General features: G+C 69.1%; 18 protein-coding genes. 10 read left to right on the forward strand and 8 right to left on the reverse strand.

Annotation, left to right across the window (positions count from 1 at the left end):
• Positions 1–49 precede the first annotated feature (49 nt).
• Both AC3ANN_RS04140 and AC3ANN_RS04145 read right to left on the reverse strand, forming a co-directional pair.
• Positions 50–1,177, reverse strand: a complete 1,128-nt coding sequence (locus AC3ANN_RS04140) for a fatty acid desaturase family protein (protein ID WP_488340913.1) — start codon at positions 1,175–1,177, stop codon at positions 50–52.
• A 151-nt stretch (positions 1,178–1,328) separates the two neighbouring features.
• Positions 1,329–1,532: a cold-shock protein gene (locus AC3ANN_RS04145; RefSeq protein ID WP_127818853.1), complete on the reverse strand. Its 204-nt coding sequence runs from the start codon at positions 1,530–1,532 to the stop codon at positions 1,329–1,331.
• Positions 1,533–2,070: 538 nt separating this feature from the next.
• On the opposite strand from AC3ANN_RS04145, the gene AC3ANN_RS04150 reads away from it, so the two are divergent.
• Positions 2,071–2,691 carry a GyrI-like domain-containing protein gene (locus AC3ANN_RS04150; RefSeq protein ID WP_488339735.1) on the forward strand — a complete coding sequence of 207 codons (621 nt, stop codon included), beginning with the start codon at positions 2,071–2,073 and terminating at the stop codon, positions 2,689–2,691.
• Positions 2,692–2,698: 7 nt separating this feature from the next.
• Here AC3ANN_RS04150 and AC3ANN_RS04155 read toward each other — a convergent pair whose 3' ends face one another.
• Both AC3ANN_RS04155 and AC3ANN_RS04160 read right to left on the reverse strand, forming a co-directional pair.
• Positions 2,699–4,495: a glycoside hydrolase family 2 protein gene (locus AC3ANN_RS04155; RefSeq protein WP_488339736.1), complete on the reverse strand. Its 1,797-nt coding sequence runs from the start codon at positions 4,493–4,495 to the stop codon at positions 2,699–2,701.
• Complete coding sequence (locus tag AC3ANN_RS04160; RefSeq protein WP_488339737.1) at positions 4,492–5,496, reverse strand: LacI family DNA-binding transcriptional regulator; 1,005 nt, start codon at positions 5,494–5,496, stop codon at positions 4,492–4,494. Before AC3ANN_RS04160 ends, AC3ANN_RS04155 begins: the two co-directional genes overlap by 4 nt.
• Positions 5,497–5,634: 138 nt before the next feature.
• On the opposite strand from AC3ANN_RS04160, the gene AC3ANN_RS04165 reads away from it, so the two are divergent.
• From AC3ANN_RS04165 to AC3ANN_RS04180, 4 genes are read left to right on the forward strand one after another with little or no spacing between them, the layout of a single operon-like run.
• Complete coding sequence (locus AC3ANN_RS04165) at positions 5,635–6,957, forward strand: ABC transporter substrate-binding protein (RefSeq protein ID WP_488339738.1); 1,323 nt, start codon at positions 5,635–5,637, stop codon at positions 6,955–6,957.
• Between the two features lie 51 nt (positions 6,958–7,008).
• Entirely contained in the window at positions 7,009–7,956 is a 948-nt protein-coding gene (locus tag AC3ANN_RS04170) for a carbohydrate ABC transporter permease (RefSeq protein ID WP_488339739.1), read from the forward strand.
• Positions 7,956–8,846 (forward strand): carbohydrate ABC transporter permease, encoded by an 891-nt coding sequence (locus AC3ANN_RS04175; protein WP_488339740.1) that lies wholly within the window; start codon positions 7,956–7,958, stop codon positions 8,844–8,846. Before AC3ANN_RS04170 ends, AC3ANN_RS04175 begins: the two co-directional genes overlap by 1 nt.
• 46 nt (positions 8,847–8,892) lie before the next feature.
• Complete coding sequence (locus tag AC3ANN_RS04180) at positions 8,893–10,110, forward strand: family 1 glycosylhydrolase (RefSeq protein WP_488339741.1); 1,218 nt, start codon at positions 8,893–8,895, stop codon at positions 10,108–10,110.
• A 51-nt stretch (positions 10,111–10,161) separates the two neighbouring features.
• On the opposite strand, the gene msrA is transcribed toward AC3ANN_RS04180, so the two are convergent.
• Both msrA and msrB read right to left on the reverse strand, forming a co-directional pair.
• Entirely contained in the window at positions 10,162–10,716 is a 555-nt protein-coding gene (msrA, locus tag AC3ANN_RS04185; RefSeq protein WP_488339742.1) for a peptide-methionine (S)-S-oxide reductase MsrA, read from the reverse strand.
• Entirely contained in the window at positions 10,713–11,183 is a 471-nt protein-coding gene (gene msrB / locus AC3ANN_RS04190; RefSeq protein ID WP_488339743.1) for a peptide-methionine (R)-S-oxide reductase MsrB, read from the reverse strand. Before msrB ends, msrA begins: the two co-directional genes overlap by 4 nt.
• Before the next feature lie 160 nt (positions 11,184–11,343).
• Here msrB and AC3ANN_RS04195 point away from each other — a divergent pair, with 160 nt between their 5' ends.
• The 3 genes from AC3ANN_RS04195 (at position 11,344) to AC3ANN_RS04205 (ending at position 14,171) form a co-directional block, all read left to right on the forward strand.
• On the forward strand, positions 11,344–12,306 hold the full coding sequence (locus AC3ANN_RS04195; RefSeq protein WP_488339744.1) for an NAD(P)-dependent alcohol dehydrogenase: 963 nt from the start codon (positions 11,344–11,346) through the stop codon (positions 12,304–12,306).
• Positions 12,307–12,427: 121 nt separating this feature from the next.
• A complete protein-coding gene (locus tag AC3ANN_RS04200; protein ID WP_488339745.1) occupies positions 12,428–13,573 on the forward strand; it encodes a zinc-dependent alcohol dehydrogenase in 1,146 nt (381 codons plus the stop codon).
• A gap of 19 nt (positions 13,574–13,592) precedes the next feature.
• Positions 13,593–14,171 carry a hypothetical protein gene (locus tag AC3ANN_RS04205; RefSeq protein ID WP_488339746.1) on the forward strand — a complete coding sequence of 193 codons (579 nt, stop codon included), beginning with the start codon at positions 13,593–13,595 and terminating at the stop codon, positions 14,169–14,171.
• Here AC3ANN_RS04205 and AC3ANN_RS04210 read toward each other — a convergent pair.
• Positions 14,143–14,937, reverse strand: coding sequence for a cytochrome c oxidase assembly protein (locus AC3ANN_RS04210; protein WP_488339747.1), 795 nt, complete (start codon positions 14,935–14,937; stop codon positions 14,143–14,145). The two genes, AC3ANN_RS04205 and AC3ANN_RS04210, sit on opposite strands and share 29 nt — an antisense overlap.
• An 11-nt stretch (positions 14,938–14,948) precedes the next feature.
• Positions 14,949–15,434 carry a DUF2243 domain-containing protein gene (locus tag AC3ANN_RS04215; protein WP_488339748.1) on the reverse strand — a complete coding sequence of 162 codons (486 nt, stop codon included), beginning with the start codon at positions 15,432–15,434 and terminating at the stop codon, positions 14,949–14,951.
• 167 nt (positions 15,435–15,601) lie between these two features.
• Between AC3ANN_RS04215 and AC3ANN_RS04220 the strand changes: the two genes are divergently transcribed.
• The gene (locus tag AC3ANN_RS04220; protein ID WP_488339749.1) at positions 15,602–17,617 is read left to right on the forward strand and encodes an acyltransferase family protein; all 2,016 of its coding nucleotides are present in this window, start codon (positions 15,602–15,604) and stop codon (positions 17,615–17,617) included.
• Between the two features lie 191 nt (positions 17,618–17,808).
• Positions 17,809–18,294, forward strand: coding sequence for a VanZ family protein (locus tag AC3ANN_RS04225; protein ID WP_488339750.1), 486 nt, complete (start codon positions 17,809–17,811; stop codon positions 18,292–18,294).
• Positions 18,295–18,407 lie beyond the last annotated feature (113 nt).

An 18,407-nucleotide genomic window follows, 5' to 3' on the forward strand; every position in this document is an offset into this window, starting at 1 on the left:
TGCACTTCTCGCTAGAGAGTGCAGAATGCCCGGAAGTGCAGCGTCGCGGTCACGCCCTCCGCAGCGTTGCTCCGGTGGGGCAGTCGAACGGGTCGCGGGCGGCGAGGCCGACGCGGTTGAGGTAGTCGATCACGATGCCGTACGACTGCAGCAGCGTCGTCTCGGTGTAGGGGACGCCGAGTGCGCGGCAGTGGTCGATGACGATCGCGCGCGCCTTCGCGAGCTGCGGCCGGGCCATGCTCGGGAACAGGTGGTGCTCGATCTGGTAGTTCAGCCCGCCCATGAGCGAGGTCGCCCACCAGCCGCCCGAGATGTTGCGCGAGGTGCGCACCTGCTTGCTGAAGAAATCGAGCTTGGCGTCCTTCGCGATGACCGGCATGCCCTTGTGGTTCGGGGCGAACGAGGCCCCCATGTACACGCCGAAGACGGCGAGCTGCACGGCGAGGAACGCGAACGCCAGGCCGAGGGGCAGGAAGAAGAAGATCGGGATCAGCACGACGGCGAACCGCGCCGTCAGCAGGGCCAGCTCCGTGTACCGGCCCTTCGCCCCGTCGGGGCCGAACAGGTGGCGGACCGCCAGGACGTGCAGGTTGAGGCCCTCGAGAGTGAGCAGCGGGAAGAACAGCCACCCCTGGCGGCGCGTGATGAGCCTGCGCAGACCACGCGCGTCCGCGGCATCCGTCTCGAGGAACGAGACAGTGTCGACCTCGATGTCGGGATCCTTGCCGACGCGGTTGGGGTTGCCGTGGTGGCGCGTGTGCTTGCCGGTCCACCAGGAGAAGCTGATGCCCACGATGCCGCCGGCGAGGATTCGTGCGAGGCGGTCGTTCGCGGGGCCGGACGAGAGGATCTGCCGGTGCCCGGCCTCGTGCGCGAGGAACGCGACCTGCGTGAAGAGGATGCCCAGCGCAGCGGCGATGAGCAGCTGGAACCAGGAGTCGCCCAGCATGATGAAGCCGGTGATCGCACCGGCGAAGCCGACGGCGATCGCCGCGCCGACGACGCCGTAGAACCACGGCGTGCGTCGCATGAGCCCGGTCTCGCGGACGACCTGGGCGATGTCGGTGTAGGCCCGCGTGAGGGGCGGGAACTCATCGGTGCCGGCGTAGGTCTGTCGAATGGGACCGAGACGCGGCTCGAGTACGGTGGCGGAGATGGGGACACCCCGGGTTTCGATCGTGACCGCTTGTGGCCGTGAAGCCAAAGGCGGATGCCGATCGCTGTGCCCAGGCTACGTGCCCCGGTATGGCCTGGGCGGCATACGCGAGGACTCCCAGGCACTGATCAGCCGGGGGCGCCGATGGCACCCCCGGCTGATGGGAGAGAGATCAGAGGGGGCGGATGTTCGCCGCCTGCAGACCCTTGGGGCCGCGCTCGGTGTCGAACTCGACCTTCTGGTCCTCGCGGAGCTCCTTGAAGCCGTCGCCCGAGATCGCGCTGAAATGCGCGAAGAGGTCGGCGGTGCCGTCATCGGGGGCGATGAAGCCGTAGCCCTTCTCGGAGTTGAACCATTTCACGGTGCCAGTGGCCATCGTGTCTTTCCTTTTTCTTCGTGGGCCGTGTGAACGGCCGGGGGTGCCGCCCCGACGTGTGCGGAGCGGACGTGTGAGGCGCATGTGGTGCGCGGGTTCGGGGGCGAGTGAGGCGACGGATGCCTCGACCGCGGTCGACGCGAGGTCGCGGGTGGCGTGATCGCCGAGATGGGCCCCGTGCGCGCTGTGCGCCTCGAAGCCGCGAGATGTGACCGAGACGAACCCGGCGTACTCGCCGGCGAGAGTCGCGACGAACACGTCGTCGTCGGCCTGTCGCCAGCCGAGCGCCAGCCGGGGTGCAGCGGCGGAAGAGAGAATCAAGAGAACCTTAGGAGGATGCGCTCGAGAACGATGTCGTCGGGGGCGCGGGAAGTGGATAGGAGACCGCAGGTGGCGGTGGGTGTCGGAAGCTCTGCGTATCCTCGTTGAGGCAGGAGGTCGACGAAAAGCCCGATCGGGCATCGCCACTGTAGCACGCCCGCCTGAACGCAGGTTCCGGCGGGCTCCCCCGACGACTCGCACATCGTGGAGACAGGACATGAAGGCCGACCTCAAGAAGCAGATCCCCGCCTACACCGCGCCCCGCGGTTCGTTCGAGATCGTGGACGTGCCGCCGCTGCGCTATCTGATGGCCGACGGCCACGGCGACCCGAACACGTCGGAGCTCTACGGCGAGGTCGTCTCTGCGATCTTCGGCGTCGCGTACAAGGTGAAGTTCTTCAGCAAGGTCGAGCTCGGCCGGGACTACGTCGTGATGCCGCTCGAGGGCCTGTGGTGGTCCGACGACATGGCGGCGTTCACGACCCAGCGCGACAAGTCGCGCTGGAGCTGGACGATGATGAGCCTCGTGCCCGACTGGATCGAGCCCGAGCACGTCGAGCAGGCTCGCGAGGCGGTGCGTTCGAAGGGCGGTTCACCCGCTCTCGAAGCCCTCCGGTTCGAGGAGCTGGCCGAGGGCCGCTGCGTTCAGACGCTGCACGTCGGCTCCTACGACGACGAGGCGCCGGTTCTCGACGAGATGCACCGCCGGTTCATCCCCGACGCCGGTCTGCGCATGACCGGCCGTCATCACGAGATCTACCTCACGGACCCGCGCCGCTCCGCGCCGGAGCGGCTGCGGACGATCCTCCGACAGCCGGTCGAGCCGGTGGGGGAGTAGAGGCGGCTCACCCGCGCCCGAGTACGGCGGCTCGGATGCTCTCGACGGGGATCTTCGGCGTCCGGTCCGCGGCGAGCAGTCCGTTCGTCTCCTGGCCCGTGTCGGTGAGCTGCGTGTAGCAGAAGCCGGCGAGGGGTGTCGCGGTGGCGATCGCCCGTACGATCGCCGTGACGCTGCGCTCGAAGGTCGCGGGATCGTTCGCCGTCGAGTAGCCCCAGTCGTTCTCGTTGCCGGTGCGCAGGCTGACGCCGCCGAACTCGGTCACCATGACCGGAAGCTCGGTGGGTCCACCGCCGAGCGCGAGGCGGCGGCCGGCGGGTCCGAACCCGTCGATCATCCGGCGGAGGCGCACCTCATCGCCGTAGCGCGCGGCGAGGACGGCGGGGTCGGACTCGTAGTCGTGGATCGTGAGGATGTCCGACGCCACGTGCTCCCAGCCGTCGTTCGAGATGACGGGCCGGGTGCCGTCCAGCGCCCTGGTGAGGTCGGCGATCGCGCGGCTGAACGCCTGCTGCCGAGGGTCGTGAGAGATGTGCTGCACACCCCAGCTCTCGTTGAGAGGCACCCACGCCACGATCGACGGGTGCGACTGATCGCGCGCGACGATGGCTGTCCATTCGTCCACGAGGCTCGTCACCGCCCGCGTGTCGAACGAGTACGCGCTCGCCGTCTCACCCCACACCATGAGTCCGAGGCGGTCGGCCCAGTAGAGGAATCGCGGATCCTCGGCCTTCTGATGCACGCGTGCCGTGTTGAAGCCCAGGTCGAGAATGAGCTCCACCTCTCGCCGCAGCATGTCGGTCGTCGCGGCGAGGTGGGTCTCGGGCCAGTAGTTCTGGGCGAGGACCGCGCGGACGGTCGTCGGACGATCGTTCAGCAGGAACGCCTCGCGCGAGACGGCGACGCTGCGCAGTCCCGCGTAGCTCGCGATGCGGTCGAGCGTGGTTCCGTCTGCCGCCTCGAGTGCGATCGATACGGGCAGGAGGGTCGGGCGATCGGGCGTCCACAGCAGCTCTTCGTACTGCTGCCCGTTCAGCTGGCGCGGAATCACCAGCCTGACGTTCGCGGCGGCGCCCACGGCGCGGACGGTGCCCTCGGCGATCGTCTCGCTGTCGTGCGTCACCGTGACACGCACCCGGGCGCCGTCCTGCGGGACGCCGTCCACGCGGACGTCGACCTCGATGCTCGCGGCCGCGAGGTCGGCGCGGATCGCGATGCTGCCGATCGATGTGTCGGGCACGCACTCCAGCCACACGGGCTGCCAGATGCCCGTCGTGCGGTGGTACCAGATCGAGTGCGGGACTTCACGCCAGTCCTGCTTGCCGCGCAGCACCGACACGTCGGTCGGGAGGTCGACGGCGCGCACCACGAGGACGTTGTCACCGTCGGCATCGACCGCGTCGGTGATGTCGGCCGTGAAAGGCGACTGCCCGCCTCGGTGCGTGGCGACCAGCTGCCCGTTCAGCCACACCGTGGCGGTGTGATCGACGGCGCCGAAATGGAGCAGCACCCGCCGTGCCCCGTCGCCGAAGCCGGCAGCGTCGAGCTCGTCCCGGCCGAACCGGCGCCGATACCACACACACGGCAGGAATCCGGTCTCGTGGATGCCGGACGCAGGCGACTCCGGGGGAAACGGCACGACGATCGTACGGTCGAACCGCACATCGCCGAGGCGCGCGGCGAGGGCATCGTCGCGGGCGAAGTCCCATTCGCCCGACAGGTCGCACCACGCGCGGCGCACGAGCTGCGGACGCGGATACGCCCCGTCGAGAGTGGTCGCATCCAGTCCGGCGGAGTCGGTCATCGGATGGGTCCTTTCGTGCTCGCGCGGTGCGCGATGGTGAATCCGACGGTGTGGATTCCGGGGTCCGCAGGCGCGTCGAACAGGAGGTCGATCGCCTTGCGCGCGAGCGCAGCGGTGTCCGGTGACACCGAGGTGAGGGCCGGGGTGCTGTACCGCGACTCCTCGATGTCGTCGAAGCCGATGATCGCGAGATCGTCCGGCACGTCTATCCCGGCCGTCACGAACACGTGCAGCGCGCCCAGCGCGAGGAGGTCGTTGAAGGCGAAGACGCCGTCGGGCTCGAGGCCGGACTCGAGGATCGCGCGGGCGGCCGCGGCGCCGTCGGCGCGGTGAAACTCGTCGACATGCAGGATCAGCCGCTCATCGACCTCGATCCCGGCATCGCGCAGAGCCTCGCGGTACCCGGCGAGCCGCAGTTCCGAGGTCTCGTTCGGACCGGAGTCCTGGGCGCCGATGGCTGCGATGCGCCGACGACCGAGCGAGAGGAGGTGCTCGGTGGCCGCCTTCGCGGCCGCGGTGTTGTCGACCGTGACGTGCGGGAACGGGCTCTCGCCGATGTGCTCGCCCAGGAGCACGAGGGGCGTCGTGTCGAGCCGGCCCTCGAGGTCCTTGGCGCCGAGCGCGAGAGGGCTGAGGATGAGGCCGTCGACGGCAGGGGCGTCCAGGCCGTCGCTGATCCGCCGTTCCGCGTCGGCTCGTCCGTCGGTCTGGTTCACGAGCACGGTGATCGAGCGCTCCTGGGCGGCACGCACCAGTTCCGCCGCCAGCTCGGCGAAGTAGGGCTGGCTGAGCTCGGGCAGGGCGAGCGCGATCATGCCGCTGCGACCGCTGCGCAGCTGGCGAGCGGCGGCGTTCGGGCGATAGCCGAGCTCGACGAGCGCGGCGCGGACGCGGGCGGCGAGGTCCTCGGTGACCCAGCCCGTGCCGTTGACGACGTTGGAGACGGTCTTGGCCGATACGCCGACGTGCGCGGCGACATCCTTCAGCGTCGTGCGAGGCATCCGTTCCCCGTCCCTTCTGCGTCGTCGCGTCGATCAGGTTGTCACAGCATCGTGTCTTGTTCAACGATTACCGGTCATGTATAACAGTTCTCGATCCGTTCGTTCAACGTTGAACGGTACTCGAAGGGGAATTGATCGATGAATACACAGCACATCAATCTGCGCGGTCGGTCACGACGGGTCGCCGTCGCGACCGCGGCAGTGTCGGCATTCGTCCTCGCACTGAGCGGATGCGCCGGCCAGGGATCCGGCGGCGGCGACGAGACCACGTCGGACGGAAAGATCGTCCTCGACTTCTGGAACGGCTTCACCGGACCGGACGGCCCTGCGCTCGAGCAGGTGATCGACGACTTCAACGCGTCGCAGGACGAGATCGAGGTCAAGGCGAACATCATGCCGTGGGACACCCTCTACCAGAAGGTGCTCACCTCGGTCGCGGGCAACGACGGACCCGACATCATCGCGATGTCGGCATCGCGCATCCCCCAGTTCGCCGACGAGGGCCTCTTCATGCCGGTGGACGACTTCTACGAAGACGCGGCGAACGAGACGGATGCCATCACCCCGGCGGCCGTCGAGGCGTCGATGTACGACGGCGCGAACTACGGCGTCCCCGTCAACTACGCGCCCATGATGATGTACTACAACAAGGACCTGTTCACGGCGGCCGGACTCGATCCCGAGGCTCCGCCGACGACGTGGGACGAGTTCGCGGCCATGGTTCCGCAGCTCACGGTGGACGAGAACGGCGATGGCAAGCCGGAGCAGTACGCCATCGCGCTCGCCGATCACGAGACCGTTCCGATCTTCCCGTCGCTGCTGTGGGGAACCGGGGGAGCGATCGTGTCGGAGGACGGCACCACGTCCGAGCTCGACAGCCCGGAGTCGCTCGAGGCGCTCGAGTTCTGGATCGACCTGGTCCGCAACCAGCAGGCGAGCCCCGTCGGGCTCTCGGGGGCGGATGCCGACAAGCTGTTCCAGACCGGCAAGGCCGCCATCGAGATCGTCGGCCCGTGGATGACGACCGGTTTCGAGGAGGCGGGCCTGAACTTCGGTCTGGCCAAGCCGTTCGCCGGCCCCTCGAGCGACGCCATCCTGGCCGACGTCGTGTCGATGGGTCTCCCGTCGAATGCGAGCGACGAGGTCAAGCAGGCCGCGTACGAGTTCTTCGCGTACTGGAACTCGCCCGAGGGTCAGATCACGTGGGCCAACGGATCAGGCTTCCCGCCCACGCGGGCGGACGTCGCCGACCAGATCACCGAGAGCCCGTACCCCGCGATCTTCGGCGCCCCCGATGTGGCCGAGAGCTCCCGCGTGCTGCTGCCGGGCATCGCCGCGGGCGGTCCGATCATCGAGACGATCTTCAACCCGTCCGTGCAGCGCGCGCTGAACGGGGAGGGGACGGTGCAGGAGATCTTCACCGACGCCTCCGCCCAGGTGCAGGCCGAACTCGACAAGTAACCCACCATGAGGCGGGCGGCAGCGGTGCCGCCCGCCTCCGGAAGGCTCCCCATGACGACGACGACCGTCGACCCGCCGGCGCGGCGCGCCGAGCGGGCACCCGCACCGCGCCGGAGGCGCACGAGCGCCGAAGCCCGTCGCGCCCGCACGGCGTGGCTGTTCCTCTCACCGGCGATCATCATCCTCGTCGCGTTCACGCTGTACCCGATGGTGCAGGCGGTGTACCTCTCGTTCACCGAGTACAACCTCATCCGGGCCGCTGAGTGGATCGGGCTCGACAACTACGTCGAGCTGCTGCAGGACGGCGCCTTCTGGAACGCGTTCGGCAACACCGTGCTGTATGCACTGGTCGTCACGCCGGTGACGGTGATCCTCGCCCTCGTGTTCGCGATCATGCTCAACCAGCGCTTCGCGGGCAGGGCGTTCTCTCGCACCGCCATCTTCCTGCCGTTCATCGTCTCGCTCGGCATCATCGCGATCGCGTGGGCGTTCCTGCTCGACCCGAACATCGGCCTGCTGTCGTACTGGTTGAGCTTCATCGGCATCGTTCCCGAGCAGGGCTGGCTGAGCGATCCGCGGTACGCGATGGCGGCCGTCATGATCGTCGGCGTGTGGAAGAACGTCGGCTTCTACATGGTCATCTACCTCGCCGGCCTCCAGTCGATCCCGGTGGACATGTACGAGGCGGCTCGCCTCGACGGTGCCGGGGCGTGGCAGCGGTTCCGAAGCATCACGCTTCCGCTGCTGTCGAACCAGACCCTGCTCGTCTCGGTGCTCGCCCTCATCGCGACCCTGCAGGCGTTCGACCAGATCTACGTCATGACGCACGGCGGCCCGTTCTTCCGCACCGAGACCCTCGTGATGCTGATCTACCGCGAGGGATTCCAGGACCTTCGATTCGGCTACGCGTCGGCGATCTCGTTCGTGCTGCTGATCTTCGTCTTCCTCCTGTCCATGATCCAGTTCGGATACCTCCGCCGTAAGCAGGTGACCTACTGATGGCCGTGACCACGCTCCCGCCCACCGAGCCGGCCGTCGCCGACCCGACGATCTCGCGTCGTCGCGGTTCGAATGCGTCGCGCGCAGCCACATGGCTGCTCGCGATCATGTCGATCCTCGTCGGGCTGCTGATGCTGCTGCCGATCATCTGGATGGTCTTCACGGCGTTCAAGCCCGAGGCCGACATCGTGACGTACCCGCCCACGCTATGGCCGCGCGAGCTGACGCTCGAGCACTTCGTGGAGGTGTGGGAGCGCATCCCCTTCGCTCGCCTCTACGTGAACACGATCATCTTCGCCGGCGGCGTGACGCTCATCTCGCTGCTGTTCGATTCGATGGCTGCCTACGCGCTGGCCCGCATCCCCTTCAAGGGCCGCGGATTCGTGTTCGTCGGCATACTGCTGCTTCTGATGCTGCCGTTCCAGGTGACGCTCATCCCGCTGTACGACATGCTCAACGGCATGGGGCTGACCAACACGCTCCCCGGGATGATCATCCCGCGAATGACGAACGCGTTCGGCATCTTCTTCCTCACGCAGTTCTTCCTGTCGCTCCCGAAGGATCTCGAGGAGGCCGCACGCGTGGACGGCGCCTCGGAGTGGCGGATCTACTGGGGCATCATCATGCCGCTCGCGCGTCCCGCACTGCTGACGCTCGGGCTCTTCCACTTCCAGTACAACTGGAACGACCTGCTGTGGCCGCTCGTGATGTCGTCGTCGGTCGAGTCCTCGACGCTTCCCGCGGGCCTCGCGCTCTTCATGGGACAGCACGTCGTCGAGTACGGACTGCTCATGGCCGGGTCGCTGCTGGCGCTGCTGCCCGTCGTGATCTTCTTCCTGCTGATCCAGCGCAGCTTCGTCTCCGGCATCGCGACGACCGGTCTGAAGTGACGCCTCGCGCGCCCGTGAGCCACTGTCGAAAGAGAAAGGATGCCGCGTGAGCGACACCCCCTGGTACCGTGACGGCCGCCTGCATTACGGCGTCGGCATCGAGGACACCTTCATCCCGCACGAGAAGCCCGGGCATCGCAAGCTCGACGAGTACGAGCTGACCCAGCACTACTCGCGGTGGCGCGAGGATCTCGAGCTCGTCGCCGAGAGCGGCGCGGAGTTCCTGAGGTGGGGTGTGCCCTGGTACCTGGTGGAGCCGCGCCCCGGTGAGTTCGACTGGTCGTGGACGGACGAGGTCGCGGCGAGGATGAGCGAGCTCGGCATCCGCTGCATCGTCGATCTCATGCACTACGGCACGCCGCTGTGGCTCGAGAACTCGTTCCTGAACGCGTCGTACCCCGAGCGCGTCGCGTCGTACGCGCGCGCGGTCGCGGAGCGCTACCGAGACGTGTGGACCGACTACACGCCGTTGAACGAGCCCGTCGTGAACGCCGAGTGGTGCGGGCAGAACGGCTTGTGGCCCCCCTATCTCACCGGGCAGGACGGGTTCGTCAAGGTGATCGTCGCGCTCGCGCGCGGCATGGTGCGGACACAGCAGGAGATCGCTGCGGTGCAGCCGGCGGCGACCTTCGTGCACGTCGACGCGGGCTTCCTCTATGACGGCGAGACGTCCCCGCTTCCGCGGGAGCTGCTCGAGGAGCGGCGGTTCCTGGCGCTCGACCTCATCCAGGGTCGTATCGACGCGGGCTCCCGCATCCGGCCGTACCTGGCCGAGCACGGCGTGACCGACGCGGATCTCGAGTGGTTCCGTCAGAACGCCGTCACACCGGATGTGGTCGGGGTGAACTACTACCCGCACTTCTCGATGGGGCGGGTCGACGAAGGCGTGTGGACGCCGCTGCACGCGGGTGCCCGCGGTCTGCGCTCCCTGCTCGAGGCCTATGCCGACCGATACGACAAGCCCATCATCGTCACCGAGACGTCGCTCGTGGGCACTCCGCAGGAGAAGATCGCGTGGCTGCGCGAGTCCGCCGCCGAGCTCGCCGCGATGCGCGACGAGGGGCGAGACATCGTCGGGTACACGTGGTTCCCGTTCTTCACAATGGTCGACTGGCTCTACCGGTTCGATCAGCAGACGCCGGACGGGTGGTTCATGGAGTTCGGTCTCGTCGATCTTCGGCGAGGCGCCGACCGGGGCCTCGAGCGTGTGCGCAATGAGTCGTTCGACGTCTTCCAGGAGCTGGCGCGGCCCGCACGGCGATGAAACGCAGGATGCCGCGACCCGGCCGGGTCGCGGCATCCTTCTCGATCGTCGTCACGCAGTCGCGTCGGCGCGCTTGGGCAGCACCCATCCCGCGCGCGGGAAGTGGCAGGTGTAGCCGTCGGGGTAGGTGATCAGGTAGTCCTGGTGCTCGGGCTCGGCCTCCCAGAACGGGCCGGCGGGCTCGATCGTGGTGACGGCCTTGCCGGGCCACAGGCCCGACGCATCGACGTCGGCGATCGTGTCGCGCGCGACCTCCTCCTGCTCGGGGCTGAGCGGGAAGATCGCGGAACGGTAGCTCGTGCCGATGTCGTTGCCCTGACGGTTCAGGGTCGACGGGTCGTGGATCTGGAAGAAGAACGCCAGGATGTCGCGATACGACGTCTGGGCCGGGTCGAAGACGATCTCGACCGCCTCCGCGTGACCCGGGTGGTTGCGGTAGGTCGCGTGCGCGTTCTCGCCGCCGGTGTAGCCGACGCGGGTCGACAGGACGCCGGGCTGGCGGCGGATCAGGTCCTCCATCCCCCAGAAGCAGCCGCCCGCGAGGACGGCCGTCTCGGTGCCGGGGGTGCGGGTGATCTCACCGGTGTCGAAGGGTCCGCTGGTCATGAGGTGTGCTCCTGGTTCTCGGTGGTGAAGAGGTGTCGGTAGTCGCCGTAGCCCTCGGCCTCGAGCGAGGCGGCGGGCACGAAGCGCAGTGCAGCCGAATTCATGCAGTATCTCAGGCCTCCGGCATCCCGTGGCCCGTCCGGGAAGACGTGGCCGAGGTGGCTGTCGGCCCCCGACGACCGCACCTCCGTGCGGGGAAGGATCAGCTTCCAGTCCCTCTTGGTCGTGACCGCGTCGGCCTCGATGGGCTTGGTGAAGCTCGGCCATCCGGTGCCGCTGTCGTACTTGTCGGCGGACGAGAAGAGCGGCTGCCCCGAGACGATGTCGACGTAGATGCCGGGCTCGTGGTTGTTCCAGTACTCGTTGCGGAAGGCGGGCTCGGTGCCGTCCTCCTGCGTGACGCGGTACTGCGCGTCGGTGAGGCGGCTGACCGCCTCAGGGGTCTTGCGATAGTCGGTGGGGTTCACGTGGTTCCTCCTCGGGCGACGTCGCTGGCTGCGCCGTCGTAGAAGAGAACGGATGCCTCGTCTCATTTGGTCCCGCGAACCTGGGAACGCGCTCTGAGTTCGAGGACCCGGTCGCCGGCGACGACAACACAGGACCGCCGCCCGCCTCTAGGGTGAACCCGTGCGAGCAGTGGTGTACGAACGGTACGGCGGGCCCGAGGAGCTCGAGTTGCGCGACGTCCCGCAGCCGGCCCCCGGCCCGGGCGAGGTGCTCGTCGAGGTCGTCGCGACCTCGGTCAACCTCTCGGACTGGGAGAACCTCCACGGCTCACCCGCCTACGCGCGGATCGGCGGACTGCGCCGGCCGCGGCACCCGATCCTGGGATCCGACATCGCAGGCCGAGTCGTCGCCGTCGGTGAGGGCGCGACGCGGTTCGCCGTCGGAGACGCCGTGTACGGCGACACCCTTTCGCATGGCAGCGGCGGCTTCGCCGAGTATGTCGCGGCGCCCGAAGCCGCGTTCGCGCCGAAGCCTGCCCAGCTGTCCTTCGCCGAGGCATCCGCCCTCCCGCAAGCGGGCGCCATCGCCGCGCAGGCGGTCGCGCTCGCCCACCCGGGATCGAGGATGCTGATCAACGGCGCCGGCGGAGGCTCGGGCTCGCTCGCGATCCAGCTCGCCGTGGCGGAGGGCGTGCGCGTCACGGCGGTCGACAACGCGGGGAAGCTCGACTACCTGCGTGAGCTGGGCGCCGAGGGCGCGATCGACTACCGGCGCGAGGACTTCACGCGCTCCGGCCGGTACGACGTGGTCGTCGACATGGTCGCGCGGCGCTCGATCTTCGCGTACCGGCGCGCGCTCGCGAGGGGCGGGCGCTACATGATGGTGGGCGGGACCGCCCGGACCCTCGTGCGGATGCTGACGGTCGGCCCGCTGCTCGGCCTCCTCACCGGCGCGCATCTCGGCGTGCTGTTCGTGCGGCAGGGGCCGAAGCAGTTCGAGCCGGTCGCGAAGCGCGCCGCGGCCGGCGAGATCGGCGTGCGGATCGATCGCGTGTTCCCGCTCGACGAGGCGCCCGAGGCCCTCGCCTGGCACGGCGAGGGCAAGGCGCTCGGCAAGGTCGTGGTCGCGGTCGCGGAGGCCTGACCGCAGTCCGCGGCACCCGCCACGTGCTGGCGCGCACTGTGAGGGTCTCGGTGCGTTCGCGCAACCCCCTCTCGCATCGCCGACCCCTCGGGGAGGGTGGGTCAGGACCCTGGAGGACCACATGAAGGCAATGACCTATCGCGGACCGTACAAGCTCCGTGTCGAGAGCAAGCCCGAGCCGGTGATCGAGCATCCGAACGACGCGATCGTGCGCGTGGAGCTGGCGGCGATCTGCGGATCCGATCTGCATCTGTATCACGGCATGATGCCGGACACGCGAATCGGGCACACGTTCGGTCACGAGTTCATCGGCCGCGTCGAGCAGGTCGGTTCATCGGTGCAGGACATCTCCGTCGGCGACCGCGTGATGGTGCCGTTCAACATCTACTGCGGCTCGTGCTTCTTCTGTGCGCGCGGGCTGTTCTCGAACTGTCACAACGTGAACGCGAACGCCACCGCGGTCGGCGGCATCTACGGCTACTCGCATACGACGGGCGGCTACGACGGCGGGCAGGCGGAACTCGTGCGGGTGCCTTTCGCCGACGTGGGTCCCTCGGTGATCCCCGACGACATCGCCGACGAAGACGCCCTCATGCTCACCGACGCGTTCTCGACCGGCTACTTCGGTGCACAGCTCGCCGACATCGTTGAGGGCGACACGGCCGTCGTGTTCGGTGCGGGACCCGTGGGGCTCGCCGCGGCGCGGTCGTGCTGGCTCATGGGAGCCGGGCGGGTCATCGTCGTCGACCATCTCGACTATCGCCTGCGCAAGGCCGAGGAGTTCGCGTTCGCAGAGACGATCAATTTCGGTGAGGTCGGCGACATCGTGCGCGAGCTGAAGAAGGCCACCTTCGGACTCGGCGCGGACGTCGTCATCGACGCCGTCGGCGCCGAAGCCGACGGTCATGTGATCCAGCACGTGACGGCGGCGAAGCTGAAGTTTCAGGGCGGCTCGCCGGTGGCGCTGAACTGGGCGATCGACGCGGTGCGCAAAGGCGGCACCGTCTCGGTCATGGGCGCCTACGGACCGCTGTTCAGCGCGGTCAAGTTCGGCGATGCGATGAACAAGGGCCTCACGATCCGCACCAACCAGGCGCCGGTCAAGCGGCAGTGGCCGCGGCTGTTCGAGCACATCCGCGCGGGTTTCGTGAAGCCGAGCGACCTCATCACCCATCGCTTCCCCCTGGATGACATCGCCGAGGCCTACCACGTCTTCTCGGCGAAGCTCGATGACATCGTCAAGCCCGTCATCACGCCCACGGCGTGACCCCTTGAAGGAGGACCACATGCCGTACACCGCGAACAAGCCCGGCGCTCCCGACACCGAGGCGCTGCGCGCACGCATCCCCGGATGGGGGGCCGATCTGGACCCCGTCGACCGGCCGGCCTTTCCCCGCGAGCAGCCGGGCATCCCGACAGGCGCCCACTGGGCGCTGCCCGCGCAGCAGGCCGCGAAGGGTCGCGAGCGAGAGCGATCCGTCGAACACGAGCGGCTCACGCCCGTGTTCGGCACGGCACAGCCCCTGCACGGCCTCAGCGGCGCGATCCGGCGCTACGCATACGACCGCTACAGCGAGGGCCAGGCCGCGCATTGGTTGCTGCTCGTCGTCGGCGACCGGGTCGAGTCGGCCGGCGCACACGCGAGGTCCATGTTCAGCAGGCGTCCCGACGACCCGATCACGCAGTCGGGCGTCCTGGGCGAACGTGGCCGTCGTCCCATCGCGTCACGCATGCGGCCGGGTCGCATCGACATGAAGCACGCGTGGATGGACCCGATCCTGGTCCTGGGTCCGTGGGTGCTGGCAGGCGTGCTCGTGTTCCGTGCGGGTCGGGCGGTCATGCGCCCCGCGAAGCGGCGCCGCTGAGATTCCTGCCCCGAGGGGCGGTCGCTCGGTACCAGCGAGCGCAGAACACCACGACGACCACCGCCTCGACCCACGCCCCGACGTAGTACATGAGCTGAGCTCCCGCCCGCACGTCGGCGAATCCCGCCGGCGGGTGGGCGTAGAGGTGCTTCGCGAGGATCCCGTGCGCTGCGATCGCGAGCACGAGCACGATGGCCACGAGTATGCGTGCCGGCGGGTGCGGTCGGGGATCGAGCCCGATCACAGCCGCGGTGAAGAGGTATCCCGCCAGCAGCAGGTGGGCGTGCACGGCGACGTGCACCAACGGCGCCTCGCGCATCACCGGGACGACGGGGCCGACGTAGATCAGCCAGAGTCCGCCGACGCTGACAAGCGCAGCCGTCACCGGGTGCGCGACGAGCCTGCCGAGGCTGCTCGCGAGCAGTCGTGCGAGCCGCCGGGCGGGTGTCACAGGGAGCGCACGCAGCGCGAGGGTCACCGGCGCTGCAAGCACCAGCATCACAGGTGCGATCATCCCGGCCGCCAGATGGGCGGTCATGTGAGCCACGAAGCTCTCGTGCGCGGCCGTCGCGAGCGGCCCGACGACGGATGCCGCTGCCACGACGATTCCCGTGCACCACAGCGCCACCCGGTGCCAGGGCCACTCTCTCCCTCGCCGGCGCGAGATGCGGACCCCGCCCAGGTATGCGCCGATGGCGGCGACCGCGGCGACCGCCACCAGCAGGTCGAGGACCGAGCCGCTGCTCGAGGCGTGGGAGGCGTGCAACGTGGGTCCTGTCACGTCTTCGGGAGGTCAGCGGATGCCGGACGGCGCGACCGTACGACCAGCACGACACCCATCACCACGATGACGGCCGCGACGGCGTTCCACACGAGGTCGTAGATCCACACGTCCTCGACGTAGCGGATCTCATGGATGCCGAGCAGCTTGTGGTGCACCGTGCCGTCGTACAGCTGGAACGCTCCGGCGCCGACCAGAGCACCGCCTGACCATCGCCGCAGATCGAGGCAATGCCGCCGACGCAGGTCGGCGAACAGGAACAGCCCGGCGATGGTCGCGAACCAGCTCAGAGCGTGGAAGAAACCGTCCGAGACGAGACCCATCTCGGTGGTCGAAAGATCGTAGAAGTGGTGCCAGTGGAGCAGCTGGTGGAAGACCGCCTCGTCGACGAAGGCGACCGCGCCCACGCCGAACAGCACGCCCGACCACACGTTGCGGGCGTGGAACCGCCTCGTCGCGGCATCCGTCGGGGTCTCGCGCATGCGCCGCAGTCCACTCGCGTCGGAGCCGGGTGCAAAGGGGGTTGACCGTTCGCCTCTGCGGGGGCAACCGGCCGCGGATCGCACCGTCGTCCCTGGCGCCTTGCGTGGTTCGAACGCCTGAGTCAAGGGGATCCCGGATGTCATCTCGCCCACCTAGACTCCCGACCGTGGAAGAGCGAGCCCGCGCCCAGCCCGTCCACACGGGCTTTCGCGCCGACATCCAGGGACTGCGTGCCATCGCGGTCGGTGCTGTGCTGCTCTATCACGCGGGGCTGCCGTTCCTCCCTGGCGGGTACGTCGGCGTCGACGTCTTCTTCGTCATCTCAGGGTTCCTCATCACCTCGCACCTGCTCGATCAGCTGGAACGGCACGGCAGGCTGCGCTTCGGCGAGTTCTACGCGCGCCGTGCCCGCCGCATCCTCCCCGCCTCGTTCGCGGTGCTGATCCTGTCGGTCATCGCGGCGTACATCTGGTACCCACCGCTGCTCATGGGCGACGTGTGGGCGGGCGCGGTCGCGACGGCCCTGTACGTGCCGAACTACGCCTTCGCCGCTGCCGACGCGGACTACCTCGCCGAGGTGTCGACGCCGTCGCTGTTCCAGCACTACTGGTCGCTCGGCGTCGAGGAGCAGTTCTACCTGCTGTGGCCGGCACTGCTCGCTCTCGCCTGGGCGCTCGTGCGAACCCGTCGCGCGCTCGTCGCGGTGCTCATCGCGGTGGTGGTGACGTCGTTCGCTCTGTGCGTGTGGCTCACCTTCCAGTCGCAGCCGTGGGCGTTCTTCTCACTGCCGACGCGTGCGTGGGAACTCGGCGCCGGCGGCATCGTCGCCGTGATGCTGCAGCACCGGGCGCGCGCGATACCCGAGCGCTTCGCCCCGGTGCTCGGGTGGGCGGGGATCGCGGCGGTCGCGGCATCCGTCTTCTTCTTCTCGTCCGAGACGTTCTTCCCGGGGGCCGCCGCGGTGCTCCCGGTGCTCGGCACGGCCGCGGTGATCGCTGCGGGCGAGACCGCGGGCGGGCCGACGCGCATGCTGTCGCTACCCGCGATGACGTTCGTGGGGCTGATCTCGTACTCGCTGTACCTCGTGCACTGGCCGGCGATGGTGCTGCCCGAGGCGGCGATCCCGGGGCGCCTGCCGCTGTGGGCCACGCTGCTCATCGCGGTCGCGTGCGTGCCGGCAGCGTGGCTGCTGTACCGGTACGTCGAGGATCCGGTGCGAAAGGCCCCCGTGCTCACGCGGGCTCGCGCGCGCGTCACGCTCGCGGGCGCGGCCGCGGGCTCGGTCGCGTGCCTCGCCGTCGCGACCGGTGCGTTCGCCCTTGCCGACTCGCGGCCGCTCAACGTCGAGCAGGCCGCCGCCGAGACGGTCATCAGCGACTCGCCGCGCGGCACCGACTACGTGCCCGAGAACCTCGATCCCGAGCTGCGCGAGGCGCGCGAGAGCCTTCCCGAGATCTACGACGACGGCTGCAACCGGGGGACGGGGGTAACGGATGCCGACGGCTGCGTCTACGGAGACCCCGAAGCACCCCGCATCGTGCTGTTCGGAGACTCGCACGCCGCGCACTGGTTCCCGGCCGTCGAAGGTTTCGCGACCGCGGCGGGATACGCGGTCGAGGTGCACACGAAGAGCTCGTGCCCGGCCGCCGACATCGACACGCTGCGGCAGGGGAGCCCTTACCCGGAGTGCCCGAAGTGGCGAGACGCCGTGATCGAGCGCGTCAACGAGTCGCAGCCGGCGCTCGTGCTGCTCGCGAGCTTCTCGGACGCCGAGCTCGCGCCCGACGTCGAGGACGAACCCGCGATGTGGGATGCCGCGCTCGGCCGCACTCTCGACGCCCTGGACGTGCCGGCCGCAGTGCTCGCGGACACCCCCGACATGCTCGAGGACCCGGCGCCGTGCCTGTCGGCGAACCTCGCCCAGGCCGAGGCGTGCGGACAGCCCCGCGAGCGCGCTCTCGAGGGGGCAGCGCGTGAGGCGCAGATCTCGGCGACCGCGGCGCGCGGCGTTGCGCTCATCGACCTGAACGAGTACCTGTGCGACGACGACTGGTGCCCGCCGATCATCGGCAACACGCTCGTGTACCGCGACTCGCACCACCTCACCGCCGAGATCAGCGCCGACCTCGCCGACGTGCTCGGCGAGGCCTTGCGCCCGGTGCTCTCACGAGCAACCAGCTGATCGGGTTCGGGTGTCACGCGGTGTCGCTTCGAGCCGGGTTGCGGCGCTTCGCGACACCTGAGTGAGGCGCGCACCAGGCCAGCGGGCGGGGAACGGATGCCGCGGGCCGGGGCGTTCGCATACGCTCGCGCAACATCGGCTCGCGTGGAATGGGCGTGCAGGCTCACCCGAGGCCTGCGGAAAGGCGCCTCATGACCGACATCTCCACGAGCCGGGGCAGCGGCATCCGTGTCTTCGCCGCCCTCGTCGTGCTCGCCGTCGTAGCGGGGCTCACGCTCGCGCCGCCGTCGATCGCCGCGCCCGCGCGGCGCGTGTTCATCCAGGCGGTGGTGGCGCTCGCCGAGCCGCTCGTGCTGTGGATTCCCGGGGGCCTCACCGAGCGCGTGCTCAACACCCTCCTCTTCGTGCCCCTCGGCGCGACCGTCGCGCTGCTGCTGAGCCTACGGCTGTGGCCCGTCGCGATCTTCGCCGGGTTCGCCCTGTCGGCGACCGTGGAATTCGCGCAGGAGTCGATCCCCGGTCGGGTGCCCGACGCCTCTGACGTGCTCTGGAACACCGTCGGCGCGGCGATCGGCGTGCTGCTGGTGACAGTTCCGCGGTTGGTCGCCGCAGCCGTGCGCCGCTCGGCAAGGCCCTCTCCGCGCACGGCACCGGCCCGTCCCGTGCGCAACTCCTGAGAACCGGGGCAGCGGCCCCCCGACGCCCGCGGAAACCTGCCGCGCGCGGTGCGCGCGCGAGCGCCATCTCAGGAGTTTGCGCACACCGACCGCCGAAGCAGCGGCTGCCGCGG

The organism is Microbacterium sp. STRO-2N, assembly GCF_057747775.1.